This is a genomic window from Sanyastnella coralliicola (assembly GCF_030845195.1).
Classification (GTDB): domain Bacteria; phylum Bacteroidota; class Bacteroidia; order Flavobacteriales_D; family Sanyastnellaceae; genus Sanyastnella; species Sanyastnella coralliicola.
This window is the reverse complement of the sequence record NZ_CP132543.1, coordinates 3,989,349-4,014,893: the sequence shown is the minus strand read 5'-3', so window position 1 is coordinate 4,014,893 and position 25,545 is coordinate 3,989,349. Positions and strand designations below refer to the sequence as shown.

At 46.3% G+C, this 25,545-nt stretch carries 25 protein-coding genes; 19 read left to right on the top strand and 6 right to left on the bottom strand.

Annotation, left to right across the window (positions count from 1 at the left end):
- The first annotated feature begins 126 nt into the window (after nucleotides 1-126).
- The 6 genes from RA156_RS16340 to RA156_RS16315 all read left to right on the top strand — a co-directional run bounded on the left by RA156_RS16340 (nucleotide 127) and on the right by RA156_RS16315 (nucleotide 5,996).
- Nucleotides 127-1,014 carry a ribonucleotide-diphosphate reductase subunit beta gene (locus tag RA156_RS16340; protein ID WP_306641671.1) on the top strand — a complete coding sequence of 296 codons (888 nt, stop codon included), beginning with the start codon at nucleotides 127-129 and terminating at the stop codon, nucleotides 1,012-1,014.
- A 94-nt stretch (nucleotides 1,015-1,108) separates the two neighbouring features.
- Nucleotides 1,109-1,969 (top strand): hypothetical protein, encoded by an 861-nt coding sequence (locus RA156_RS16335; protein WP_306641670.1) that lies wholly within the window; start codon nucleotides 1,109-1,111, stop codon nucleotides 1,967-1,969.
- A 90-nt stretch (nucleotides 1,970-2,059) separates the two neighbouring features.
- Complete coding sequence (hemA, locus tag RA156_RS16330) at nucleotides 2,060-3,277, top strand: glutamyl-tRNA reductase (protein WP_306641668.1); 1,218 nt, start codon at nucleotides 2,060-2,062, stop codon at nucleotides 3,275-3,277.
- On the top strand, nucleotides 3,277-4,170 hold the full coding sequence (hemC, locus tag RA156_RS16325) for a hydroxymethylbilane synthase (protein ID WP_306641667.1): 894 nt from the start codon (nucleotides 3,277-3,279) through the stop codon (nucleotides 4,168-4,170). The genes hemA and hemC overlap by 1 nt, the downstream gene beginning before the upstream one ends.
- Nucleotides 4,171-4,184: 14 nt before the next feature.
- Complete coding sequence (locus RA156_RS16320) at nucleotides 4,185-4,814, top strand: uroporphyrinogen-III synthase (RefSeq protein WP_306644189.1); 630 nt, start codon at nucleotides 4,185-4,187, stop codon at nucleotides 4,812-4,814.
- A gap of 72 nt (nucleotides 4,815-4,886) precedes the next feature.
- Complete coding sequence (locus RA156_RS16315; RefSeq protein ID WP_306641666.1) at nucleotides 4,887-5,996, top strand: putative type IX sorting system protein PorV2; 1,110 nt, start codon at nucleotides 4,887-4,889, stop codon at nucleotides 5,994-5,996.
- Here RA156_RS16315 and RA156_RS16310 read toward each other — a convergent pair.
- A complete protein-coding gene (locus tag RA156_RS16310; RefSeq protein ID WP_306641664.1) occupies nucleotides 5,983-7,044 on the bottom strand; it encodes a COX15/CtaA family protein in 1,062 nt (353 codons plus the stop codon). The two genes, RA156_RS16315 and RA156_RS16310, sit on opposite strands and share 14 nt — an antisense overlap.
- A gap of 123 nt (nucleotides 7,045-7,167) precedes the next feature.
- On the bottom strand, nucleotides 7,168-7,647 hold the full coding sequence (locus RA156_RS16305) for a heavy-metal-associated domain-containing protein (RefSeq protein WP_306641662.1): 480 nt from the start codon (nucleotides 7,645-7,647) through the stop codon (nucleotides 7,168-7,170).
- Nucleotides 7,648-7,745: 98 nt separating this feature from the next.
- Between RA156_RS16305 and RA156_RS16300 the strand changes: the two genes are divergently transcribed.
- The 6 genes from RA156_RS16300 (at nucleotide 7,746) to RA156_RS16275 (ending at nucleotide 13,493) form a co-directional block, all read left to right on the top strand.
- On the top strand, nucleotides 7,746-8,669 hold the full coding sequence (locus RA156_RS16300; RefSeq protein WP_306641660.1) for a DMT family transporter: 924 nt from the start codon (nucleotides 7,746-7,748) through the stop codon (nucleotides 8,667-8,669).
- A gap of 71 nt (nucleotides 8,670-8,740) precedes the next feature.
- On the top strand, nucleotides 8,741-9,415 hold the full coding sequence (gene rplU / locus RA156_RS16295; protein ID WP_306641658.1) for a 50S ribosomal protein L21: 675 nt from the start codon (nucleotides 8,741-8,743) through the stop codon (nucleotides 9,413-9,415).
- A 12-nt stretch (nucleotides 9,416-9,427) separates the two neighbouring features.
- Complete coding sequence (gene rpmA, locus RA156_RS16290; protein WP_306641656.1) at nucleotides 9,428-9,688, top strand: 50S ribosomal protein L27; 261 nt, start codon at nucleotides 9,428-9,430, stop codon at nucleotides 9,686-9,688.
- A gap of 84 nt (nucleotides 9,689-9,772) precedes the next feature.
- A complete protein-coding gene (serS, locus tag RA156_RS16285) occupies nucleotides 9,773-11,044 on the top strand; it encodes a serine--tRNA ligase (protein WP_306641654.1) in 1,272 nt (423 codons plus the stop codon).
- Nucleotides 11,045-11,094: 50 nt separating this feature from the next.
- Nucleotides 11,095-11,676 (top strand): hypothetical protein, encoded by a 582-nt coding sequence (locus tag RA156_RS16280; RefSeq protein WP_306641651.1) that lies wholly within the window; start codon nucleotides 11,095-11,097, stop codon nucleotides 11,674-11,676.
- A complete protein-coding gene (locus RA156_RS16275) occupies nucleotides 11,673-13,493 on the top strand; it encodes a tetratricopeptide repeat protein (protein ID WP_306641650.1) in 1,821 nt (606 codons plus the stop codon). Before RA156_RS16280 ends, RA156_RS16275 begins: the two co-directional genes overlap by 4 nt.
- On the opposite strand, the gene RA156_RS16270 is transcribed toward RA156_RS16275, so the two are convergent.
- The 3 genes from RA156_RS16270 to truB form a co-directional block, all read right to left on the bottom strand.
- A complete protein-coding gene (locus RA156_RS16270; protein WP_306641649.1) occupies nucleotides 13,490-13,912 on the bottom strand; it encodes a TM2 domain-containing protein in 423 nt (140 codons plus the stop codon). The genes RA156_RS16275 and RA156_RS16270 overlap by 4 nt on opposite strands.
- Before the next feature lie 43 nt (nucleotides 13,913-13,955).
- The gene (gene queA, locus RA156_RS16265) at nucleotides 13,956-15,005 is read right to left on the bottom strand and encodes a tRNA preQ1(34) S-adenosylmethionine ribosyltransferase-isomerase QueA (RefSeq protein ID WP_434064853.1); all 1,050 of its coding nucleotides are present in this window, start codon (nucleotides 15,003-15,005) and stop codon (nucleotides 13,956-13,958) included.
- Nucleotides 15,006-15,073: 68 nt separating this feature from the next.
- Nucleotides 15,074-15,820 carry a tRNA pseudouridine(55) synthase TruB gene (truB, locus tag RA156_RS16260; RefSeq protein WP_306641647.1) on the bottom strand — a complete coding sequence of 249 codons (747 nt, stop codon included), beginning with the start codon at nucleotides 15,818-15,820 and terminating at the stop codon, nucleotides 15,074-15,076.
- Nucleotides 15,821-15,889: 69 nt separating this feature from the next.
- Here truB and RA156_RS16255 point away from each other — a divergent pair, with 69 nt between their 5' ends.
- Together RA156_RS16255 and RA156_RS16250 are read left to right on the top strand one after the other, a co-directional pair.
- The gene (locus RA156_RS16255) at nucleotides 15,890-17,233 is read left to right on the top strand and encodes a T9SS C-terminal target domain-containing protein (RefSeq protein WP_306641645.1); all 1,344 of its coding nucleotides are present in this window, start codon (nucleotides 15,890-15,892) and stop codon (nucleotides 17,231-17,233) included.
- A 9-nt stretch (nucleotides 17,234-17,242) separates the two neighbouring features.
- Nucleotides 17,243-17,740, top strand: a complete 498-nt coding sequence (locus RA156_RS16250) for an LIC11966 family surface protein (RefSeq protein ID WP_306641644.1) — start codon at nucleotides 17,243-17,245, stop codon at nucleotides 17,738-17,740.
- Here the strand turns inward: RA156_RS16250 and mfd are convergent.
- Nucleotides 17,737-21,084, bottom strand: coding sequence for a transcription-repair coupling factor (mfd, locus tag RA156_RS16245; protein ID WP_306641642.1), 3,348 nt, complete (start codon nucleotides 21,082-21,084; stop codon nucleotides 17,737-17,739). The genes RA156_RS16250 and mfd overlap by 4 nt on opposite strands.
- A gap of 172 nt (nucleotides 21,085-21,256) precedes the next feature.
- On the opposite strand from mfd, the gene RA156_RS16240 reads away from it, so the two are divergent.
- The 5 genes from RA156_RS16240 to RA156_RS16220 all read left to right on the top strand — a co-directional run bounded on the left by RA156_RS16240 (nucleotide 21,257) and on the right by RA156_RS16220 (nucleotide 25,268).
- Nucleotides 21,257-21,718 (top strand): GNAT family N-acetyltransferase, encoded by a 462-nt coding sequence (locus RA156_RS16240; RefSeq protein WP_306641640.1) that lies wholly within the window; start codon nucleotides 21,257-21,259, stop codon nucleotides 21,716-21,718.
- A 48-nt stretch (nucleotides 21,719-21,766) separates the two neighbouring features.
- On the top strand, nucleotides 21,767-22,843 hold the full coding sequence (locus RA156_RS16235; protein ID WP_306641638.1) for a ligand-binding sensor domain-containing protein: 1,077 nt from the start codon (nucleotides 21,767-21,769) through the stop codon (nucleotides 22,841-22,843).
- Between the two features lie 73 nt (nucleotides 22,844-22,916).
- On the top strand, nucleotides 22,917-24,107 hold the full coding sequence (locus RA156_RS16230) for a hypothetical protein (protein WP_306641636.1): 1,191 nt from the start codon (nucleotides 22,917-22,919) through the stop codon (nucleotides 24,105-24,107).
- Between the two features lie 55 nt (nucleotides 24,108-24,162).
- Nucleotides 24,163-24,729 carry a Crp/Fnr family transcriptional regulator gene (locus tag RA156_RS16225; RefSeq protein ID WP_306641635.1) on the top strand — a complete coding sequence of 189 codons (567 nt, stop codon included), beginning with the start codon at nucleotides 24,163-24,165 and terminating at the stop codon, nucleotides 24,727-24,729.
- A gap of 59 nt (nucleotides 24,730-24,788) precedes the next feature.
- Nucleotides 24,789-25,268, top strand: coding sequence for an SRPBCC domain-containing protein (locus RA156_RS16220; protein WP_306641634.1), 480 nt, complete (start codon nucleotides 24,789-24,791; stop codon nucleotides 25,266-25,268).
- Nucleotides 25,269-25,545: the final 277 nt, after the last annotated feature.

Below are 25,545 nucleotides of genomic sequence, written 5' to 3'. Positions count from 1 at the left end.
TTTCATTCTGGTCGAAATCACATTTGACCTTCATCACATTTTGAATCGGAGCATTGATTTGTCTCTTAAAACGTTGAACTTTGCTTCGCCTTTCTGAAGGCAAATTGCGTACAATTCGTTCTCAATATGCAAAGCGAAACAACCACAGAAAACACGGTTTTGGAAGAACCAATCTTGACAGAGAATCCCAAGCGATTCGTGCTCTACCCTATAGAACACAAGGATATTTGGACGCTCTACAAAAAGTCGGAAGCTAGTTTCTGGACAGCGGAGGCTATCGAGATGGATCAAGACCTTGTGGATTGGAACAGCAAGCTAAATGACGACGAACGTTATTTCATCAAACATATCCTCGCTTTCTTCGCTGCGAGCGATGGAATTGTGAATGAAAACTTGGCAGAGAATTTCGTTGCCGAGGTGCAATACACCGAAGCCAAGTTCTTTTACGGTTACCAGATCATGATGGAAAACATCCATTCGCAGACCTATTCCATGCTGATCGATACCTATATAAAGGAGGAAGAAGAAAAGAATCGCCTCTTCAACGCGATTGAGACCCTTGACTGTGTCAAAAAGAAGGCGCAATGGGCATTAAACTGGATCGAAAACGGGTCATTCGCTGAACGACTCGTCGCTTTTGCCGCGGTGGAAGGAATCTTCTTCTCGGGTAGTTTCTGCTCTTTGTTTTGGCTGAGTACGCGTGGATTGATGCCAGGACTAAGCTTCTCAAACACCCTCATCTCGCGTGATGAGGGGATTCACTGTGACTTCGCCTGCTTGTTGTACACACGTCACTTAGTGAACAAGCTCCCGAAAGAACGCGTGGAGAAAATCATCTTGGAAGCAGTGGCTATCGAAAAGGAATTCATTCTTGAAGCGCTTCCCGTCCAGTTGATTGGAATGAATGCCGACCTCATGTCGAGTTACATAGAATTCGTAGCCGATCGTTTGCTCGTTGAGCTGGGGAACGACAAGAAATACAACACGGCCAACCCGTTCAAATTCATGAACTAGGGGGTCAGGATTTCTATTCTAGGTGCAACTCATTCCGCGTTAGCGAACGAATGCAGATGAACTTTGTTACCTTAGACTAGATAACCCTATGACCATGAGAAGCTTACTCTTACTATTGTGTTGCGCATTTGCGCTTTCTATTCAAGCTCAAGAACCTCAGATCGGACTCTACTTTGAAGAGATTGATATCCCTGAACCAGAGCGAACAAACATCGAAAACGACTTGGGTTTTGCACCTCGCACTGTGCGCGTTTACCTTGAATTAGAGGAGAATTACGAGCTACAGTACATTTATGGTGTAGAAGACGATATCTGGTCTATTACTTCGCCTTACGGCTTCTACCAGCACCCTCAAGGTGGACCAACTTCGCTATCTGTCGATAGTGACATCATTCCAACCTTCCCAGAACTCGCTTACGATTCATGGTTCACCATTGGAGCAGAAGAATTCGATGGCAATCAACTCTTCGTGCTGCCAGACGAAAGCATCTTTGACGGATTCGAAGCAGGAGATGACACATGGTTAGTGGAAGGCCCGCTAGGAGGAGGAATATATGTGACCACAGTTATCCAGATCCCGCAAAACTCACCTGATGAAAACGGACGTGTTCTACTCGGACAGTTTACCTTTGGTGGAGGTGGATTTGCACCATGCTTCAACATTCAAGTGCGTCAGCTAAATCCAGATGGAACCATCTTCGATCCAGACGGACCAGGCCCGTTATTGTTCCAGACATATCAGTTTACTTCTTTATGTGAGGAGTATTTTGTGTCACCCTCCTGCCTTACTGACTTTAACACATCAGGTGGTGTAGATACAGCTGACCTTCTACTTCTTATTGGAGAGTTTGGATGCCTAGCAGACTGTAACCTAGATGTTTCAGGTGACGATATTGTCGCTGTGGCTGATCTACTCCTACTTCTAGGAGAGTTTGGGACTACATGTCCGTACTAAATGATTTGCGTCAGGTTTTGATCAGATGACAAAACCATGACAGTTTGAAACCCCTTCTCTACCGATCTTTGTAACGTTATAAAGATCTACGTGGAGAATCTTCAGATCATTGCCATAACTCACAAGCATGCCCCGCTTGAACTCATCGGTAAATTACATGTCGATGAAGACAAGCGTGCGCACTTCCTCAACGACCTTAAGGAGCACCTTCAGGTGCAGGAATTGACCTTCCTCAGCACGTGTAACCGTGTGGAGTTCATCTTCTCTAGCAGCAGCTACTTCTGTAAAGGACGCGAGAACCAATTGCTTGATTTCTTCGGAGTAGAAGGAAAAGAGAAAGGACAAATGCTAGCCAGCTTTCAAAGCTACCGCGGAGAAGAGGCTATGCGCCACCTACTCGAAGTGGGTGCCTCTCTTGATTCAATGGTTATTGGTGAACGTGAGATTATCACTCAAGTACGCAAGTCATTCGAAGACTCGCGCAAGTGGATGATTTCAGGAGATTTATTGCGTCTGGTTTCGAAGAAAGTCATCGAAACATCGAAGCGCATCTACACTGACACAGCCATTGCAACGAAACCTGTTTCTGTGGTTTCACTAGCGTGGAAAAACTTCAAAGCCCAAAATATTGCCAAGGACGAGGCCATCCTGTTAATCGGGGCTGGACAGACCAACGGCAATTTTGCCCGTTTCCTTTCAAAAGAGGGTTACCGCAACGTGACTGTAGCCAACCGTACACTCGAACGTGCTACCACTGTTGCTAAGGCGAACAACTGGGAAGCAGTACAACTCTACCACATTCCTACCGACAAGCAGTACCGCGCAGTGGTTACATGTACCGGTAGCGAAGAGCCAATTGTAACTACCGATTTTCTTTCAGGGCTTTGGTCTGACCAACTCTTTATCATTGACATGGCCCTTCCAGCTGATGTTGCTGACGAAGTGAAAGAAGATGATCGTGTGAGCTACCTAGGCATGACTGAACTGCAAGCCGAAGCCGAGCGCAACATTGAAGTCCGTAAAGGAGAGCTTGATCGTTGTAAGGAGATTTTGGATGAGGCGATGGAAGATTTCCGAGTAATCCTTCGTCAACGTGAGATTGAACTCGCAATGCGTGAGATTCCTGATCTGATTAAACAGATCAAGGAAACAGCCCTCGGAGAAGTCTTCTCTAAAGAACTAGATCAGATGGATGAAGCATCAATCGAGCTCCTCCACAAGATCCTGGGATACATGGAAAAGAAATACATTAGTGTCCCGATGAAGCTCGCTCGTGAAGTGATGCTTGAAAATGCCAACCGCAACTAATGTCGAAGATCATCATTGGTACCAGAGGAAGCGATCTTGCTCTCTGGCAAGCTAACCATACCCAAGAACTACTTTCTTCGATCGGAATTGAAAGTGAGATTACGATCATCAAGACCCAAGGAGATAAAATCCAACACCTGAGCTTTGACAAGATGGAGGGAAAGGGATTCTTCACCAAGGAGATTGAAGAGGCGCTTCTATCTGGCGCCGTAGATCTCGCCGTTCACTCACACAAAGACCTGGAAACGCGTCAGCCCGAAGGTCTTTGCATTGCAGCTGTTCCAAACAGAAGCTTCGTAGAAGATGTCTTGTTGATCCGAAAAGAAAAAGCAGTTCAGAACGCCAAATTCAAAGTGGCCGAAGACGCAGTGATTGGCACTTCTTCTGCTCGTCGCAAGTCGCAGCTGAAGTTCCACCTTCCGCAGTGCACTACGAATGATCTTCGCGGGAATGTTCCTACTCGTATCGACAAGCTTCGTCAGGGTCAATACGACGCAATCGTTCTGGCAAAGGCGGGCATTAAGCGCCTTGAACTTGACCTTTCTGAATTCGAAGTGGTAGACCTAGAGCCTACCGAATTCATCCCCGCTCCAGCACAAGGTGCCTTGGCGTTTCAAATGCGCGACAATGATCCGAGACTTGATCAATTGAAGCAGCTTACGAATACCAGTGATGCCGCCAATGTTCGCATTGAACGCACCCTGCTTCGCGAGTTAGACGGCGGTTGCCAGCTCCCTTTTGGTGCACATTGTACTAAAGAAGGTGATCAGTATCATTTGTTTTGCGCTATCGCGGAATCGGCAGAGGCTCCATCACGCTATGCTTCGCTCCAAGGAACTGACCCCGTTTCCCTTGTGGAAGACATGTTGATGATGCTTAAAAAAAAAGCCTAGGCCAGACCGTCTTCATTAGTTCTGAAGAGAATCAGACCTTAAGCAGGTACGCCACTGCCTGGGGAATCGAACTGATTCAACAATCGCTGATTTCGAGTGAACCAAGGTCCATCGCTATTCCTAATGACGCAAAGTGGGTGTTCCTTTCTTCGCCTCGAGCAACGCGGTACTTCTTTGAACAACATCCCAAAACTGATTTGAAGGTAGGAGTCATAGGCAACGCTAGCGCGGAAGCGGCACCTCCTCACATTTCAATTGACTTTATCGGGCAGGGAGACACCCAGCAAGTGGCGTTACAATTCAAATCGCTGATTGGGGATAACAAGGTACTTTTCCCAACAAGCGATCGATCGATTCGAACGGTCCAAGAACAACTGGCTGAAGGTCAAGCCTTAGAACAAACGATTTACACTACTTCTCTGCATCCGGTGAACATTCCGAAGAGTGATGCGTATTTCTTTACGAGTCCGAGTAACGTGGAGTCATTCTTTTCGCAGCAGCAACTTCCTGAAGGAGCGAAGGTCATTGCGAAAGGGAAAAGTACGCTGCAGGCCCTGAATAAGCACACTAAGAATGCAATCGTGGCCCTGAATTATTCGTCCTCAGGAAGCTGGAATACAATTTTTTCCGTGCTTCACAGTTAGGAATTCCGAGGGTCGATATTCAATCTTTGAATAAATGACACGATCTTCGAAGACCAAAGCGACCGAAACTGTATGTTGAGAAAGATCCTGATCTGTTTTGTATTTGTCTTGCCGGCACTCTTTGCCGCAGGTCAATCAACGGGTACAAGTGAGCCGGTAGAATCAACGGTAGCTCCCAAGTATAGTAACGAGTTCCTTTCGATTGGAGTTGGAGCACGTGCCTTAGGTATGTCGAACGCCCAGGTAGCTGTGGTGAACGACGTTACTGCAGGATACTGGAACCCGACTGGGTTAATGGGCATTGAAAGTGACCTTCAGATTTCAGCGATGCACGCGAACTACTTCGCGAACATCGCACAATACGATTACGCTGGAGTTGGAAAACGTCTTGATAGCCTTTCGGCTGTCGGATTCTCTGTAATCCGTTTTGGTGTAGATAATATCCCGAACACTACTGAATTGATCGATGCTGATGGGAACATCAACTACGATCGCATCACCAGTTTCTCAGCGGCAGATTACGCTTTCATCTTCAGCTATGCGCGCAAGATGAAGACTCCAGGACTCATCATTGGAGGAAATGCCAAGATCATCTATCGAAAGGTAGGCGACTTCGCAAGCAGCTGGGGCTTTGGTTTGGACGCAAGTGTTAGCTACCGCACAGGTAAATGGCGCTTTGCAGCTGTTGGACGAGACATCACCAGCACCTTCAATGCGTGGAACTTCACGCTTGACGAGTCAACCATTGAGACTTTCACACTCACAGGGAATGAAATTCCCGAAAACTCGCTGGAGTTGACACTTCCTCGTGTTATTTTGGGTGCTGCTCGTGACTTCCGTTTCTCACAGAAATTTGGAATGCTCGCTGCCTTGGATTTGACCGTGACAACCGATGGTCAGCGAAACACCATTATCAGTAGCAACCCTATTAGTGTAGATCCAGCAGTAGGACTCGAATTCGATTACGAACAAACGCTGTTCTTCCGTGCAGGTTTAGGTAACCTTCAGTACATCACTGATATTACTGATGAGCGATCATTGACCTTCCAACCGAATATTGGAATTGGGCTTCGCATCAAGCGCGTATACATTGATTACGCCTTGACTGACATTGGTGATCAGAGTACAGCCTTGTACTCAAATATCTTCTCGCTGAGGCTAGACTTGGTTAAGCAGAAGTAGACTTCCCCTTTCCTCTTAAGAGTGCACTCCACAGTGCTCCTAGCATGATCATTCCTGCCACCAAGTGAACGGGCTGTAACGACGCTGGCATTCCGCCGTAGGCGAGAGAAATCCCTACGATCAATTGAAGCAATAATAAGCCCAATGCGAGATGCATTTCTGGGACCACTTGTTTTGCTTTTTGCTGGAGGTAGTACCACGCCCCAATCACAATCAACACCACCCAAGAGAAGCTGCGGTGGATGAGATACATCGTAGGGTTTTCTAGATTCTCAATCCATAACGAACGGTCCGTAATACCTGCATGTACGAGGTGGTCGACTTCTTCACGTACTTGCGTTCCAAGAAGGATTTGTGCCAGCGTAATGACCATTCCTGCCATCAAGAGGAGCGAGACGTTCCGCGATAGCGTAAAACGACGTACCTGACCTCTTCGAATGATGAAGAGTAGCAATACAAAGAGCACAATGGAGCCCAGCATATGGATGGTAATGGAGCCTGGAATGAGGTTACCGTCAACCACTAGTTTCCCGAGCCACGCCTCGAATCCGAGCATAAACAACACCCCTCCAGCTAAGAAGAAGTAAGCCCATTTCTTATGGCGAATCGCGAACAAGAAACTTGCCCCAAAGAGCGCCAGCACGGGAAGACCGGTTAAAGCTCCTATCAATCGATTGATGAATTCGATCCAAGTATGGGTTGGGTTGAAAATGGCGTAGTCATGCTTGTCATAGAGTTCCCAGTTCGCGGCGTTGTAATCTGTGCCTGCGGTGAAATCTTCTTTGGCTGTGAGCATTCGGTCTTCATAGGTCTCCCCGTTGAAGAATTCATGAACGATCATTTGGCCTTTGTTGTATTGACGTCCACTTTCCCAGGTCACATCATCGACACTCGTCGGTGGAATGGTGTAGCCAAAGCACTTAGGCCAGTCGGGGCATCCCATTCCAGACCCTGTCATTCGAACAACAGACCCAGCAACGATAACGAGGTAAACAAAGATGAGGCTCACCCAAGCCAAACGACGGATCAAAGACTCTAGACGGTTCATGTGCACAAAAGTAATCTTCAGATGCGTGAAAGGCTCTCAAACCATCGAAAAAGGTGACTGATCTTCGTCAGAAACAAAAAAAGGAGGCTCGAGGCCTCCTTTCTTGATATATGGGAACAGGTGTTATCCTGTGATCATTCTTAAGATACCCGACACTAAATCAGAGATGCCAGGTGTTTTGAAATCTGAAGCATCCATGCTCACTGCGTCATCTTGCTCTGTTGAAGAGCTTGCTGCAGGTGCGTAGCGTGTTACTTCCATGTCTTTCACAGCGTAAAGCTTCCCGTCACTAATGGTATTGATACAACGGATAAGTTCTGTTTCGTTCACTTTCGCTGGGTTGTATTCAACCACGGCGTAGTTTACGTTTTCTCCTTCGTTATATTCAATAGAAGCGTTCGCCACTCCCGGAATTTCAGAGAGTTCTTTGCGGATCTTTCCACCACAAGCGATTTCACACATCATCCCTTCTACTCCAATCGTAGCAACCGTTTTCTCAACGTCAGCAACACTTTCTGTGTACACTACATCAATCGGTGGCTCCGAGCTACATGCGTAGATGAGCACAAAGGCAGACAATAAGATGAACAAATACTTACGCATACTGATTTCTTTACTGCGGATACTCGCCGCATATACAAAGTTAACTACTCGTGATCAATTCCCGAATCAAGGAATGTTAATTTAGCCACCTCGTTGGCATGACTGATCAAAAACCGTCCATAGAACACTTTTTGCTGCTTGGCTTTTTGGCCTTGATCTGGGGAAGCTCGTTCATTTTGATGAAGATCGGACTGTTTGGACTAGACGGCGATGGCGAGGTGTTTTCGAGCTATCAGATTGCAGCCATGAGGATTGGTATCGCGGGTTTAGTGCTTTCACCCATTATCATTCGCAAATGGAAGCAGATTCAACGCCAAGATCTGTTGTGGATGATGGCCGTCGGAATGATCGGAAATACCATCCCGGCATTTCTCTTTACTTCTGCTCAGCTCAAACTTGCCAGCAGTATCGCCGGCATTTTGAATTCATTGACTCCACTCTTCACTTTGGTTGTTGCCATGATTGTTTTTGGCAATCGTTTCACTAGTCGACAAATCATTGGATTGCTCCTCGGATTTGCCGGAGCTGTAGGTATGATCACCTTGAAAGACAGCAACGGAGAAACGCATCTTCTGTCGATGGGATTGATTGTGATTGCTACCGTTTGTTATGCCTTCTCGGTAAACATCATTCGAAATAAATTGGCCGGGGTATCTTCCATGTTGATTGCAGCTGTAGCCTTGGGTACTATGGCTATTCCTAATCTTATTTGGTTAGCTACCACTAACGTGGGAACGGTGATTACGGAGCACCCTGAAGGAGTGAACAGCTTCCTCGCCACCTTCGTTCTGGCAGCGGTCGGAACTGCCATGGCTCTGGTGTTTTTTAACGGTCTTATTAAGGATACATCGGCTCTCTTCGCGAGTTCGGTGACCTATTTGATTCCGATCGTTGCTGCGATGTGGGGATACTTAGACGAGGAGCATTTGACACTCATGCACTTAGCATTTGCCATGGTCATTCTGATCGGTGTATATTTGGTAAATCGCAGCAAGCCAGTTTCACGCTCGAAAGCATCTTAGACTTTATTGTCGAGCATCTTGTGATTCTGTTGAAAACTTTCGTATCTTTGCCGCCCCAATAAATTAAAGTTATGTACGCTATCGTAGAAATAGCAGGGCATCAATACAAAGTTGAGAAAGATCAATTGATCTACGTTAACCGTTTGAAGGAAGACGAAGGCGCAAAAGTGTCATTTGACCGCGTTCTTCTACTTGACGACAACGGAAGCGTTTCAATTGGCGCCCCAGCTATCGGCGGAGCTCAGGTGACCGCTAAAGTAGAAAAGCACCTGAAAGGAGATAAAGTAATTGTATTCAAGAAGAAGCGCCGTAAGGGTTACCGTAAGAAGAACGGATTCCGTGCGTACTTGACAGAGCTTCGTATTGAAAGCATTGTTGCTTCGGGTGCAAAGCCAGCTAAGAAAGCCGCTCCTAAGAAGGAAGAGGCTCCTAAAGCTGAAGCACCTAAGAAAGAAGCTCCAAAGGCGGAAGCTCCTAAGAAGGCAGCAGGTGGAGACAACCTCACGAAGATTGAAGGTATCGGACCTAAGATCTCTGAGATCCTCACTAACGCAGGTGTAGCAACTTTTGCAGATCTTGCTGCTGCTGACGTAGAAAAATTGAAAGAGATTCTAGCGGAAGCAGGAAATCGTTATAAAGCATTTGACCCAACCACTTGGCCACAGCAAGCTGCACTAGCTGCTGACGGTAAATGGGATGAACTGAAAGAACTTCAGGACAATCTCGACGGAGGACGGGCTAACTAAACCTTAGAAACCATGGCACATAAAAAAGGAGTCGGTAGTTCTAAAAACGGTCGTGAATCGGAGTCGAAACGACTCGGGGTTAAGATCTTCGGTGGGCAAGCATGTCTTGCTGGAAATATTATCGTTCGCCAACGTGGTACACAACACCACCCAGGTGAGAACGTAGGAATGGGTAAAGACCACACAATCTACGCATTGGAAGACGGAGTGGTTGAATTCCGTAAGAAAAGAAACAACAGAAGCTACGTATCAGTTCGTCCTTTCGAAGCCTGATTCTAAAGCATCTTAATAAGCTTACAAACTCCCTTCCTTTCGGTTGGGAGTTTGTTATTTTTGCCCCTGCTCAAACAACACATCATGTTAACGCTAACTGACATTCGCGCGAACCGCGATGAGATTGAAAAGGCCCTCACCAAACGAGGACTAGAAGCCGGTGACACCCTTGACCAAATCTTGGCTGAGGATGAGAAACGTCGTGCCACACAAGCTGAACTTGACAACACCCTAGCTGAGAGCAATAGCCTATCCAAAGAGATTGGTAACCTCTACAAGCAAGGGAAGCGAGATGAAGCCGAAGTGATGAAGTCACGCACTGGAGAATTGAAGGAGCGTTCACAAGAGTTGAAAGATCAACAAGCAAACATTGAGGAAGCATTGACACAATTGCTTTACCAACTTCCGAATAGTCCGGATGAATTGGTGCCTGCTGGGTTGACTGAAAATGATAACGAAGTTGTCAATGAGCTGGGTGATAAACCCAACCTTCATGAGGGAGCCGCCCCTCACTGGGATCTTGCAGATAAATACGACCTGATCGACTTTGACCTTGGATCTAAAGTCTCTGGAGCTGGATTCCCATTCTACAAAGGAAAAGGTGCTCGCCTTCAACGCGCATTGATCCAATTCTTCTTGGATGAAGCCAATGAAGCTGGGTATACCGAATACATCCCGCCATTCGTAGTGAACGAAGCGTCTGGTATTGGTACAGGACAGCTTCCTGACAAAGAAGGACAAATGTACCACGCCACAGCGGATGACCTTTACTTGATCCCAACTGCGGAGGTGCCGTTGACGAATATCTTCCGTGATGTGATCCTGAAAGAGGCAGAGCTCCCACAGAAACTATGTGGATACAGCCCTTGTTTCCGTCGTGAAGCTGGATCATACGGTAAAGACGTGCGCGGTTTGAACCGTCTGCACCAGTTTGAAAAAGTAGAGATCGTTCAAGTGGTGCACCCAGATAACTCTGCGGCTATTCTCGATGAGATGGTTGCGCACGTAGTTGGCCTGCTTAAGAAACTAGAGCTTCCTTTCCGTACGCTGCGTCTTTGCGGTGGTGATTTGAGCTTTGCCTCTGCCATCACTTACGACATGGAAGTGTGGTCTGCTGCTCAAGAACGTTGGTTGGAGGTAAGTTCTATCTCAAACTTCAAGACTTTCCAGACGAATCGTTTGAAGTGTCGTTACAAAGGCGGCGATGGTAAAACCCATCTTGCGCACACCTTGAACGGTAGTGCGTTGGCATTGCCACGTATCGTAGCTGCGCTTCTTGAAAACAACCAAGACGAGAATGGAATCAAGGTTCCTGCTGTACTCCATAAGTACACAGGCTTTGACCGCATCGATTAAGTTGAACTTTTTTGGCATGAACGTTGAGGCCAATTGAGTAACTTCATGCCATGCCGAAACGCGTTTACATTCTTACTCTTGGAGTGGCTCTTTCAGCCCTCATTTTCTCTTGTGGTGGACCAAAGCACGACTTTTCGTCTCAATTGAGTTCGTTAGACTCATTGAAGTCGGAAGTAGCTAGTGCACAAGAACGTTTTGATGAACTGGATGCCTCTGCCATCAGCGGAGCGCTGAAAACCATCAAAAGCGACATGGCTTCTATGAACCTATTAAGCCATGGAGCCATAACCGAAGCTGAGGCCGAAGTATTCTCTGAATACAATCGAGCGAAGCGACTCATCAAAGACTTCCCTCAACGTCATCGTCGGATTTCTGAAGAGTGCGAACGGACGCTTTCGCAGCTGACCGGGCTCTCTGACGCCTTGCGTTCTGGTGCAACTCAAGACGCGCAAGGAAACAAGATCACGCCGGAATACGTTAAGAAGAACTACGACATCGAATCTCGCGTAGCGAGTTCGTTGATTGAAGAGGCCAATAACACCATTGACTTTGCCACACGTGGGTTAGCTACCTACAATGAAATGAAGCCACAGGTTGACGCCTTGCTTGAACAATGGAAGAACGAAGAATGAAAAGCGCACGATACATAGTAATGATGGTCTTTGGCTTATTGATGAGCCTAGCTGTCTCTGCGCAAGAAAGCGATATTGAGTTGGCGGAATACTACTTCCAGAATGGACAGTATGCTTCGGCTAAGCTTTACTACGAGAAGATTTGGAAGACGAATCGGACGAATCGAGTTTACGAGAACTACCTCGCCACTCTGATTGCGTTAGAAGATCTCGAGAACGCTGAAAAGCTTGTCAAAAAGAAGATTAGAAGCCGAAACAACAATGCCACTGCTTATGTGGATTTGGGATCGCTGTACCTTCAATTCGGACAAGACGATAAAGCCAATCAACAGTTTGAAGAAGCCCTGAAGAGCCTGGAACCCGGGCGAAGTCCGGCTATTCGACTGGCTAATTCCTTTATCAAACTCAACAGGCACGATCTAGCATTGCGCACCTATGAAAAAGGTCAGCGTATCTCGAAAGATGGATACCCATTCCACTATGAGATTGCGAATGTCAATGGGATGATGGGCAAGCATGAAGAGATGGTAGAGTCATTTATGGATCTACTTCTGACAAGTCCGAATTACATCCAAACCGTTCAGAACTCCATCAATCGTAATCTGAATGTGCTTGAGAACGAAAAGAACGCCGAAATGCTGCGTTCAAAGTTGATCAAGCGCACACAGCGTTACCCAGATGAATTGATCTACTCAGAGATGCTTATCTGGCTTTTTAATCAAAAGAAGGAATTTGCTGCTTCTTTGATTCAAGCCAAGGCAATTGATAAGCGCTTGGGTGAAAATGGTATTCGGATCATGGAGATTGGCCAGATGGCCCGAAGAAATGAAGACTACGCCACTGCCGCGAATGCATTCAGCTATGTGGTTGAGAAAGGAGCACAGTTCGATTACTTCGTCCCTGCCCACGGCGCCATGCTTGAATCAAAGCTGGCTCAGCTAGAATCACAACCTACGCCTGACCGCACAGCCTACGCGGAGCTTGCGAATGAATATGGCGCTACCCTCGACCGCATTGGAAGAGATGTAAATACCATTGACATCATGCGCGACTACGCGCACATCAATGCCTTCTACCTGAACAACAGTGAAAGCGCGATTACCATTCTAGAAGAGGCTATTGAAACACCTGGTATTTATGATCGTGCACAAGCGATGTGTAAGCTAGAATTGGCTGACATCTTGCTCCTTGATGGTGATATCTGGGAAGCCTCATTGCTTTATTCTCAAGTAGAGCTTGCCTTCAAAGAAGACGTCCTGGGAGCTGATGCTAAGTTCAGAAACGCACGTATTTCCTACTTCACAGGAGACTTCGAGTGGGCTCAAGCGCAACTTGATGTCCTGAAAGCCTCTACTTCCAAGTTGATTTCAAATGACGCCATTGACTTGAGTCTTTTGATCACAGATAACTACAACATGGACACCACCACGGTTCCGATGCGCATGTTCGCACAGGCAGACCTTCTGGGCTACCAGAACCGTTGGGATGAAGCCATGGTGAAAGTAGATTCACTCCTAGCAGAGTGGCCTATGCACACCCTCAAAGATGAGATCTTGATGATGAAGTACAAGATGCACATGTCACGAGGTGAATACGAGGCCGCAGAAGCACAATTGAACGAAGTACTTGAATACCACTTTGCAGATATTCTTGCAGATGATGCCTTGTACAACCTAGCTGAGATGTATGAGCTGATTTACTTCGACGAGGCCAAAGCTCAAGAGCTTTACCAGCGCCTTTTGGTAGATTACCCAGGCAGCTTGTATGTGGTTGAAGCGAGAAAACGCTTCCGTGCATTGAGAGGGGACCCCTCTTAGTCTCCCCACATAATTACCTTCGGATTATTGATAAACCGACCGATGTCTTTTGCGAAGATTAAGTGAAAGAGATCAATGAGCGGTATCACTCCTAGCCCTCCTCCAATTGTAAGGGCGTAAATAACGGGTACCTTATCACTGGTACCTAGATAGATTCGATGTGCCCCGAAAGGACCCAAGAGAATGGTCAATGCAATGGCAATCAACCGTGGATTTTCTTGACGTTCAAAGAAGGCTAGGCGTTCTTCCTCAGTGGCGTCTTTTAGCGCCCTTACTTCTTTAATAAACTGTCTTAGGTGCACACGTTCTTTCGCCTTTGGAATTCCTTCAAGTACAGGAGATTCTTCAAAGCGAAGCGTTCCAGCCGTGAGGCTAAAAGCAAGAAAGAAAAAAAGGAATGAGGCCAATGCCTGTTTCATGCGCATACCTTTCGATAACGCAAGATGTCGACAAAGATTGAATTTACAAGATCAACATCGCGTCACCGTAAGCGTAGAAGCGGTATTCTTCTTTGATCGCTGTTTGGTACGCTTCCATGATCAAATCGTATCCTCCGAACGCCGCAGCCATCATCAACAGTGTTGATTCAGGAGTGTGGAAGTTCGTGATCATGCGATCTGCAATCTTAAACTCGTATGGAGGGAAGATGAATTTGTTTGTCCACCCGTCAAAAGTATTCAGACGCTGATACGTGCTTACTGAAGACTCAATCGCTCGCATTACCGTAGTACCTACAGCACATACTTTCGTTTTCTTGTCTTTGGCACTGTTCACCAAGTCAGCTGATTCTTGTGTGATGTAAACCTGCTCTGAATCTACTTTGTGCTTCGTCAAATCTTCTACCTCTACCGGACGGAAAGTTCCGAGTCCGACGTGGAGTGTGATTTCAGCGAAATCGATTCCTTTCAGCTCAAGACGCTTCAGCAGCTGACGAGAGAAGTGCAACCCTGCCGTTGGAACAGCTACTGCTCCTTCGTGCTTCGCATAAATCGTTTGGAAACGATCAGCATCTTCCGGCTCAACTTCACGCTGAATGTATTTCGGAAGTGGCGTCTGCCCCAATTTGTAGACTGTCTGCTTGAACTCTTCGTGCGTTCCATCGAAAAGGAAACGAAGTGTACGTCCGCGAGAAGTGGTGTTGTCGATTACTTCTGCAACTAACTCGTCGTTTTCACCGAAGTAAAGCTTGTTACCGATACGGATCTTACGTGCTGGGTCTACCAACACATCCCATAGCAAGCTATCACGGTTCAACTCACGGAGAAGGAACACCTCGATTGTTGCTCCAGTCTTCTCTTTGTTTCCGTACAGACGTGCTGGGAAAACCTTCGTGTTGTTCAACACCATTACGTCACCTTCATCGAAGTAATCAAGTACGTCCTTGAACATCTTGTGCTCAATTGTTCCAGATGCTCGATCGATCACCATCAAACGCGATTCGTCGCGATTGTCTGTTGGGTGTTGTGCGATCAATTTTTCAGGAAGTTCGAACTTGAACTGAGAAAGCTTCATTGGTCTCATAGCGCGTCTTTAAAAAGGGGTGCAAAAGTAGTACAAAACACCCTGTTTGTCAAGTACTTTTAGCCATTCGCCGCATCTGGCGCGGGATCTGGTATCGCGGCAAGTCGTTCCGAGAATGTATCCACTGTAATTGCGTCGTTTACGTGGAACTTTCCGCTTTTATATCGACGGAGGGCGATCAAGTACGCTCCATTATTCATTTGCCTACCTAAGTCATAAGCGAGCGAACGAATGTAGGTCCCTTTACTGCAGCAAACATCGAAATCCACCTCAGGCAATTCCACGCGCGTAAGATTGAATTCATGGATCATGACGTAACGCTTTGGAATCTCCACCTCGCGCCCCTTTCTCGCATGCAGATAGGCTGGCTTCCCATCGATTTTCTTGGCAGAAAAAATCGGGGCTTGTTGCGAATAGCCAGGAACAAATTCTTGAGCTGCCTTTGCAAGATTGTCAGCACTTAAGTCGTCTATAGGAAAGGTATCGGTCTCTTCTGATTCCAAATCATACGTGGGCGTAATCGCACCGAATTTCATAGTCCCAGTATAGCCTTTGTCTTCCTCGATCATGGCGGTAATTTGTTTGGTCATCTTTCCAGTACAAATCACCAGGAGGCCAGTGGCTTTTGGATCCAAGGTCCCAGCATGACCCACCTTGATCTTCCTCACTCCCAACTTTCTTCGGATCATCCCACGGACCTTATTGACCACGTCGAAAGACGTCCAGTCTAGTGGCTTATCGATGAGGAGCAAAACTCCGTCTTTGAAATCCTGTGGTTGAGTAAAATGATTGGGCTTCGGAATCATAGAGGCGCAAATTACTGAATGAATCGGGTATGACCGAAAACATTTAAATTCGCTTCAAACAACTTTACCATGCGATCAATACTACTCTTTCTCTGCCTCGTAGCTGCAGTCTCAATTCAAGCCCAGCAAGCCATTTCTATTGAACCGATGCTTGAAGCGCGCAGCTCACATCAGCTTGCAAAGATTGACGACACCAAGGCTCTTGCCGCCGGTGGATGGAATGGAACAGAGATCAGCGCTTCTGCTGAGTATTACGATGTAGAAACAGAAATGTGGTTAGAAGTAGCTCCTATGGGAACGGCTCGCACCAATTTTGCCATGTGTGACCTCAACAACGGCTATGTGATTGCAGCCGGAGGATGGGATGGCGAAGATCCAGCAAGCTTAGCTTCTACTGAGATTTACGATTTCGACAATGATACCTGGATGGCCGGACCTGATTTGACGGTTGGACGTTCTTATGTTGAATCAACAAAGCTTCTTGACGGACGCATCCTCTTTACTGGTGGTTTCGACGGAAACAATACGATGGCCACTTGCGACATCTATGACCCGGTAGTTAACACGATTACTGCAGCAGCTCCGATGAACTTTGCGCGTAATTCACATGCTACGGTATTGCTTCCTGACGGTAGAGTTCTTGTGGCTGGAGGATTTAATCCTTCCCTTGATTTCCAAATGGATGAAGCCGAGATTTATGATCCATTCCTAGATGAATGGACTGTCACTGGAAGCCTCAACGTAGGCCGTGACAACATGGAAGGTGTTGTAAACGATAGCGGCATCTGCGCGATTGTTGGTGGTCGTGTATTCAATGGTAATGAAAATCTTTTCGAAGGTCTCGCTAGCGCGGAAATTTATGAGCCATTCAACGGTACTTGGATCACCGTTAGCCTACCACAAAAGCATTGTTACAACCACATGCTGCAATTCGGAAACGGAGCGATTTATTCCGTTTCAGGAACAGATCAAACAGGAGATGGTGTGACTACTACTTACGCTCCTTCTATGTCTTTCAGCCTAGGAATTAGCACTACCGTGGAAACGATTGATGCTGCTGAGGATGGTGATCAACGATTCAGAAGTGCCTCTGCTCAACTTTCACCGGACATGTGGATCGTAGCTGGAGCTGACGATGCAGGAAACGGAACCGCTGAACTCTGGATGGAACCAAGCGCTGTAGAAGACATTACTGCCCCTTCAGTTATCGCCTTCCCCAACCCATGTGTTGACCGATTTGTCATCTCAGGAAATGGAAACTACTTCTGGCAGATGATCGATATGAATGGTCGAATTGCACTGGAAGGACAAGGAAATGTGGTAGATGTGACTACCTTGCCTGCTGGAAATTACCAGTTGACATCGACAGACAATGAAAACCCATTCCGTTTGTCGGTTCAGGTGATTCACTAGAACCTTACTATGCTTAAGAAAACGCTACTCTTCTGCGCCTTTGCGGTTATTCTTACTTCGTGTGAATCACGCTCAGAAAAAGCCGCTGCCTACAACGATTCATTGATCGAACAGCAAGCCTATGTGCTCTCTGCGTTGAATGAATTGGATAGCTCTTTGAATAAAATCGACACCACGCACATCGACGAAGCTTACCAGATTCTACAAGGACGTATTGTGGAGAGTTTGCGCGCCGTAGACGAAATTGGTGCGTTCAACAAAGACGAATCTCTGTACAACGCTACCAGAGAATTAATTCAAGGATACGAGGGGATTGTCGATGGCCCCTATGCCGAATTGATCGATTTGATTTCTCTTCCAGACAGTATGTTCACTCCTAGCAAACAGCTTCGTGCCTTTGAAGTAGAGGATGACATCATCAACGGAGTAGAAAATCTGCACAACAGCTTCACGAAGAAGCAGGCGACTTTCGGTGTGAAGTACAATGTGATTTTCGAAGAGAATTAAGCTCCCACTTTTTGTCCGTCAAGCAGGCGAAGAATCTCCATGGCTTGATCAATGCGTTCCACGTTCATGAAACTCATGCGCAGGACACCGTTCTTCTCGTACATCTTCCCTCTGTTTGGGTGATGTTTTAGGAACTCCAGCACATTAGAGAACTTGTTACTCTGGTAGTAAGCAGACTCTTGGTTTGAGACAAAATGCCCAATCATTTTTCCTGATTTCAGGATCAATTTCTCAAAGCCAATGTCATTGGCCATTCGACGCACCTTAATTGATTCTAAGAGGTCTTCAGTCTCTTTAGGAATTGGACCGAAACGGTCAACCAATTCCTTCTTGAAACGGTCTAGCTCGTCATCGTTCGGTGTCTCGTCAAGTTCACGATAGAGCTGAATACGCTCGGCAATTCCAGTAACGTAATCATCTGGAATGAGAAGCTCAAAGTCTGTCTCTAAGGCTGTCTCAGCGACAAACTTTTGCGTTTTCATCTGCTCTTCATCGAAAAGATCTTTGAACTCTTCTTCTTTCAGCTCACGAACAGCCTCATCCAGGATCTTCTGATACATATCGAAACCGATGTCGCTGATAAATCCTGACTGCTCTCCTCCAAGCATATTTCCAGCCCCGCGGATATCTAGATCTCGCATGGCGATATTCATTCCCGACCCAAGATCAGAGAACTGTTCAATCGCCTGCAATCGCTTGCGTGATTCATCAGGCAACGCATGGAGCGGAGGGGCTAGCAGGTAACAGAATGCCTTTTTGTTTGAACGTCCTACACGTCCACGAAGCTGGTGTAGATCACTTAATCCGAAGTTCTGCGCTTCATTAATGATCATCGTGTTCGCGTTCGAAATATCGATACCCGATTCCACGATAGTGGTAGCAACCAAGACATCGAAAGTACCATCAATGAAGTTGGTCATGACCTCTTCTAGCTCATCACCGTTCATCTGACCATGGCCAATGCCAACGCGAGCGTCAGGAACGAGGCGCTGGATCATACCTGCTACTTCCTTGATGTTGCTCACGCGATTATGGACGAAGTAGGCCTGTCCTCCGCGCTGAATTTCATAGCTGATGGCATCTCGAATGATCTCTTCATTAAATCCATGCAACACCGTTTCTACCGGATGACGGTTTGGCGGTGGTGTATTAATGATTGATAAGTCACGTGCCCCGAGTAATGAGAATTGAAGCGTTCGAGGGATCGGTGTCGCGGTCAAAGTCAAGGTATCAACATTGGCACGCATCGTCTTCAGCTTGTCTTTCACAGACACCCCAAACTTCTGTTCTTCGTCAATGACAAGAAGTCCGAGGTCTTTAAACTTCACTTGTTTCCCAACGATCTTGTGGGTACCGACAACTATATCCACTTTACCGCTTTCAATATTATCCAGCGTCTCACGAAGCTTCTTCCCGGTCTTGAATCGGTTGAGATAATCAACGGTTACCGGGAACTCTTTCAGACGCGCCTTAAAGCTCTTGTAGTGTTGCAGGGAAAGGATGGTGGTAGGAACCAAAACGGCTACTTGTTTCCCATCACAAGCTGCCTTGAAAGCGGCACGAATAGCCACTTCCGTCTTACCAAAGCCAACATCACCACACACGAGGCGATCCATTGGGTACTCACCTTGCATGTCTTCCTTCACGGCAGTTGTTGCGGCAAGTTGATCAGGTGTGTCTTCGTACATAAAAGAGGCTTCCAATTCGTTTTGGAGATAGCCATCTGGCGAATACGCAAAGCCCTTGCTTGCCTTACGTTTCGCGTATAGTTTCAGCAGGTCAAAAGCCAATTCCTTGACGCGCTTCTTTGTCTTGTTCTTCTTATTCTGCCAAGCAGGAGAGCCGAGTTTATCAATCTTCGGCACAGTTCCTTCCTTACCAGAATACTTGGAAATGCGGTGAAGAGAGTGAATCGAAACGTAGAGAATATCTCCTCCCTTATAGGTCAAACGAATCGCCTCTTGCTCCTTCCCGTTGACGTCTACTTTCTGAAGTCCGCTAAACTCACCTACCCCGTGATCTATGTGTACCACATAATCCCCAGGCTCTAGGTTTGAAAGCTCTTTCAGCGTAAGTGCCTCCTTGTTCTTGCGGAAACCTTCCTTCAATCTGAAACGATGGTATCGCTCAAAGATTTGGTGATCCGTGTAACAAAGAATCTTACGCCCCTTATCAATGAAGCCTTCGCTCAGTTCGATGGAAATCGGCTTGAATTCTACCTCTTCTTGACGGTCTTCGAAGATGTCGTAAAGACGCTCAATCTGTTTTGGCTGACCGGCAGTAACCACATTGATGTACCCTGAGGCATGGTTCTGACGTAGGTTTTTTCCTAGTAGCTCAAAGTTCTTATTGAAGCTCGGTTGCGGCGTCATGTCATACTCGAGCATCACGCTCTCTGCGAAGTAATTCGCTCCTCCGAATTCCGCGGTTTTCAGCGAACTAACCAACTTTTTGAACACCGACGGATCGGTGAATAGATCTTCAGGTTTCAAATGGTTGAGCAGCGATTCCAACTTCTCGTAATGGTGGTGTGCCTTTTCGAGGGTCTTCTTGAGTTCATCTTCGCACTTGGCGAAATTATCAGCCCAAACTACCCCATCATTTCCGAAGAATTCGAAGAATGACTCACGCGACTCTTGCAACAGTTGTTTGCCCACATTCGGGACAATCGTTGCCTTCGTCATCTTCCCTGTACTCAGCTGAGTTGTTGGGTCGAACTTTCGAATTGAATCCACATCGTCACCGAAGAATTCAATACGGTATGGCTGATCAAAGCTGTAAGAAAATATGTCAACGATTCCTCCGCGGATGGAGTACTGTCCGGGTTCGTAGACGTAATCAACTTTCTCGAAAGCGTACTCTTGCATCACCTCATCGATGAACTCCATTGAGTAGCTTTCTTCGAGATGAATATCGAAGGTATGTTCTGAAAGGTTCTTCTTCGTGACCACTTGCTCAGCCAACGCTTCAGGGAAAGAAACAGTGATGGTTCTCCCCTTGAACTTGCGGATCTCATTCAACACCTCCGCTCGCATCGCGATGTTCGCGTTCTCAGTACTTTCAGACTGATAAGGCACACGCGCTGAACGCGGGTAGAATAAGATTTTGCGGTCTGGAAGCAGATGCTCCAGGTCATTGAAGAAATAAGCCGCTGACTCTTTATCGTTCAAGATGAACAGATGATCTCCTTTGATATCCTCGATGACGGCTGCTGCAATCATGGCTCGCGATGAGCCCACAGCCCCTTTAATCATCACCTTTGATTCTGGATGTGACAAAAGATCGCCAATATGCTTACTGACGGGGTCTGACGTGTATATCTGTTGGAACTCTTGAAGTGTCATGGCTGACTTTCGGGGTGCAAAGTTACGGTATCTTGGGGGTTGGTACGTGGAATGCGGATTGCAGATTGCGGTTTACGTCCTGTAATCCTGACTGTTTAAACCCTAAAAGTCCTTAAACGTTCTCTTCTCGGCATTCACTCTTCCATGAAAATTCTGTAACCTGTGGTCCACAATGTCAAAACCGAGCATGATCGAGCTTCGCATTATAGAAGAAACTGGCTTCCAACATGAAGATATCCAACCGCTGAATGAGTCTACGCGCACGATCGTTCAAGCAAACGTCGACTATTATCAGCGCATTGGCTATAATCAACCATGGGTAGGTTATTTGGCCGTTCAGAATGGAGAAGCGGTAGGTTCATGTGGTTTTAAAGGCATGAGGAATGGCATTACTGAAATCGCCTATGTCACTTTTGATCCCTACCGCGGAAATGGGGTAGGAACTGAAATGTGTCGACTCCTATGTGAAATTGCCTCCGAGCATCCTGAAATTGAAGTCACGGCAAGAACCTTGAAAGAGCCGAGTTATTCAACCCGAATCCTCGAGAAAAATGGCTTTCGTCATGTGCGAGATGTGGTGGATGAGGATGGCGTTGAGGTTTGGGAATACTCTCTTTTTAGGCGTAAGGCTTAGGGCATAAGGCGTAGGGATTTTGCTGATGAAAACACTGATAATGTGGTTATGAAGACTGGAATTTTATTTGGCACTTTATTGATTTTGACTGCTGTGATGTTCTTTGGATGTTCTGATGAGATGAGTGCTACGGCACCTGAAGCAGGTTCTGATGAAGTGCTTGTTGAACCAGTGAAGAGGTATACCTCTGGAGATGTCATTTTTGATGCCTTTCAAGATTCTCGTGGCGACCTCTGGTTTTGTACGAGTAATGAGGGAGTATTTAAATACGACGGAGAGTCATTTACACAGTATACGACGGAAAACGGTTTGTGCAGCAATGACATTTCCCAAGTGGTTGAAGATGCGCAAGGACAATTGTGGTTCGCTACAGATAAGGGGATTTGTGGGTTTGACGAGAGCTTCTCCGTGTTGATTCCATTACCGCAGCAAGAGATTAACACCAAGTGGTTGCGTGATTGCTACCCAGTTGTGAACCCAAATGGAGTGTCGAGTTTATTCGTTGATTCCACAGGTGTGTTTTGGATTGGCTCTAACGGAGCTGGGGCATATCGCTATGATGGTGAGTCATTCGAATCATACCTGACTGAACAATGCGCTTTGATGCCGGATAGTCTACATCACAACGTAGTGAGCGACATCATTCAAGATCATGAAGGAAACATTTGGTTCACTTCCTTTTCTCACGGAGGGGTGAGCAGATACGATGGTAGCACCTTCACGCACTACGACACCACAGATGGCCTCGGAGATGATATGATCGCATCAGCCTACGTTCAACGCGATGGAAGAATCTGGTTCGGAACCCAAGATGGTGGCATGAGCTACGTTGATGGTGAAGGGTTCCAAACGGTATATCGTCCTGAAGGAGAGTGCCACAACAACATGGCTACCTTATTCGAAGACAGCAAGGGTCGACTTTGGATGGCGAGTTACGCCCGAAGTGGTGTCTGTTGGTATGAAAATGGAGAATTCACCTCGCTAGAAATCAAAAACAGCGACAAACTTGTCGACATCAAATGCATTGGGGAAGACAGAAATGGAAACATCTGGTTTGGCGGGAGGTATGGGATTCTCTGGAGGTATGATGGCTCAGAACTCAAAGACTTTACGCAGAAAGGTTAGACGAAAGACGAGAGACGAGAGTCTAGGGACTAGGGACTAGGGACTAAAAACCAATAACCAAGAACTAACACAAATGACTAACACGCCTGGATCAAGAAAAGTAACCACTCAACTACGTATTCTACTCCTAGTGGCCGGGGCTTCTTTCTTGATAGCAAGCGTGCATGGTCAAGAGAGTGACGACAGTGCGATTCAATTGCAATTGAGTTCGCGAGTGGACACATCTTCGGAAGACGTGAGATCGATCATCGCGAATTATGAGGCTTATTTCCGTTCCTCTTCTGAGGTGGAAGGAGATTCAAATTACTGGAACGCATCGGAGACTGACCTTTATGAAGACTTTGATTTCAGCAGAGCCAGTTTATTCCAAGGAGATATGACCGCCGAAACGTTATTTCAATATTTCTCCCCATTTGTACTTTCGGTGGAACCTATTGGTGAGAAGTATCAAATCAGAGTGTTATATTCATCCGACACCACGGATCCAAAGTACATCGGCTCCAAAGTTTGGTGCATTCACAAGCTCAACGTACTCAAGGAAAACGGTCGATGGGTTTTTCAGAATCTTATCGTTGAATTGACAAAAGAGTGGAAGTCTCAATCCTATGGTTTGATTCACTATTTCTATCCTGAGAATCATTCATTTGACCTTATCGAGGCAAAGCAAGCGCAAGCCTTCTGTGAGCGGTTTATTGAACGCTTCGATTCGCGCGGAGCGGAGCCATTTAACTACTATGTCACCAGTAGTATAGACGATATGGGGCTCCTCGAGAATTTCGACTACTATTTCGTTGGGATAACTACTGGAAAAGCGCGTGAAGGCATGATCTTAACCGCCAACGGGAATGAGTTTTATCCCCACGAATTTGTCCACAAACTTCTACCCGCAAACGATAATCGCGGCTATATCATTGAAGAAGGATTAGCTGAATTCCTTGGTACAAAAGAAGATCCAAATGAATACGCAGAGCGCATGAAATCGCTAGCCTATGATATTCGTGACAACAATTCTGAAATCAACTTTCAATCTGTTATTTCACAATCGGTCCAGTTCAACGGTTATCCAACCGCCTACCCAGCGGGTGCCGCGCTATGTGAATTAGTGTACGAAAGAAAAGGTGATCAAGGACTGAAAGACCTTATTCATGCCAACACCATCGACGGTCCCGAAATCATCTCATCCGTTTGCCAAATCCTGAATGTAAAAGAAAGAGAACTGAAGATTGCTTGGGAAGCACTGGTATTGGGGTATCTTGAGGAGTAATTGGTTATTGGTTATTGGTTATTGGTTATAAGTTATTGATTCCGGGCACTCCCTCATGTTAATCTCCACCTACATAGAACAGTATTTCGGCGTTAGCCAAGCACATCTACCCCAACTTGAATCGCTGTTCAAGGAAGAAAGGTTGGAGAAAGGTGAATTCCACACCAAACAAGGCGATCGTCATGGGCGTCTTTCGTTTATCACTTCTGGCTATTTGCGAATTCACAGTATTCAGAATGAGAAAGACGTGACCCAGTGGATTTCCTCACCAACTGAATTTACGACGGACCTAGGTAGTTTGGTCTTCGGACAAGCGGCACGAAGAAATATTGAAGCCCTGACTCCAGTGGTCATGTATTCTATATCGCAATCGGATTATCAATCGCTCAGCCAACACATTCCGGAGTGGCAACAGCTCGAGAAACTCTTCTTGGCAAAGTGTTTCATGACCATTGAAGACCGTGTTTCATCATTCATAGCCTTATCGGCAGAAGAGCGCTATTTGCAACTGTTCGAACACAAACGGGAACTGTTCCAACACATCCCACTTCAATACCTCGCATCAATGCTGGGTATGACGCCAGAAACCTTCAGTCGGGTGCGCAAGAAGACGCTTTCTTGACAAATATCAAGGCATCGCAGTAGTCCATCGATGAGCTTTGTACCAACAAAGACATCGATATGAATACAACACACAACATCACCGCTGATTCGTCTAAAAATGTGGCGTTTGAGCTCTTTACTTCTATCACTATTAACGCTAGCGCGGAATCGGTTTGGAAGGTCTTGACAGACTTTGAACAATACCCGGAGTGGAACCCTTTCATCAAAGAAATACGAGGAATTAGCTTCGAACCAGGCGGTCAGATTTTCGCTCACATCGACAACATGAAATTCAAACCCATTGTCCAGATCTACAAGGAGAACCACATCTTCGAATGGCTCGGCAAACTCTTTATCAAAGGCCTCTTCGACGGACGACATCGATTCGAATTAGTAGAAAATGCAGACGGCTCGACGACATTGCACCACAGCGAAAAGTTCTCAGGAATTTTGGTAGGACTAATGAAGAAGAAATTAGACACGGAAATCAGGGATTCATTCGAAGCTATGAATGTTGCTTTGAAGAGGAGGGTCGAGGGACAAGAGTCGAGAGTCTAGGGACTAGGGACTAGGGACTAGGGACTAGGGACCAAAGACTAAAAACCAAGGACTAAAAACCAAGGGCTAATGACTTGAAATCTGGTTCGTGGGGACGGAAGGCGAGAAGAAAAAACAATGAATGTGATTAATGAATAATGAACTAAGTCTTCGGTTGTTGAAATGCCTTTGGAGGGTAGCTAGGGTTCCGATGAGAAAGGAGCAATCTCATATGGTGTTATGAAAACCTGTCACAAGAAGACTTGAATTAGAATTACGCGATTCTCATTTTGCCATT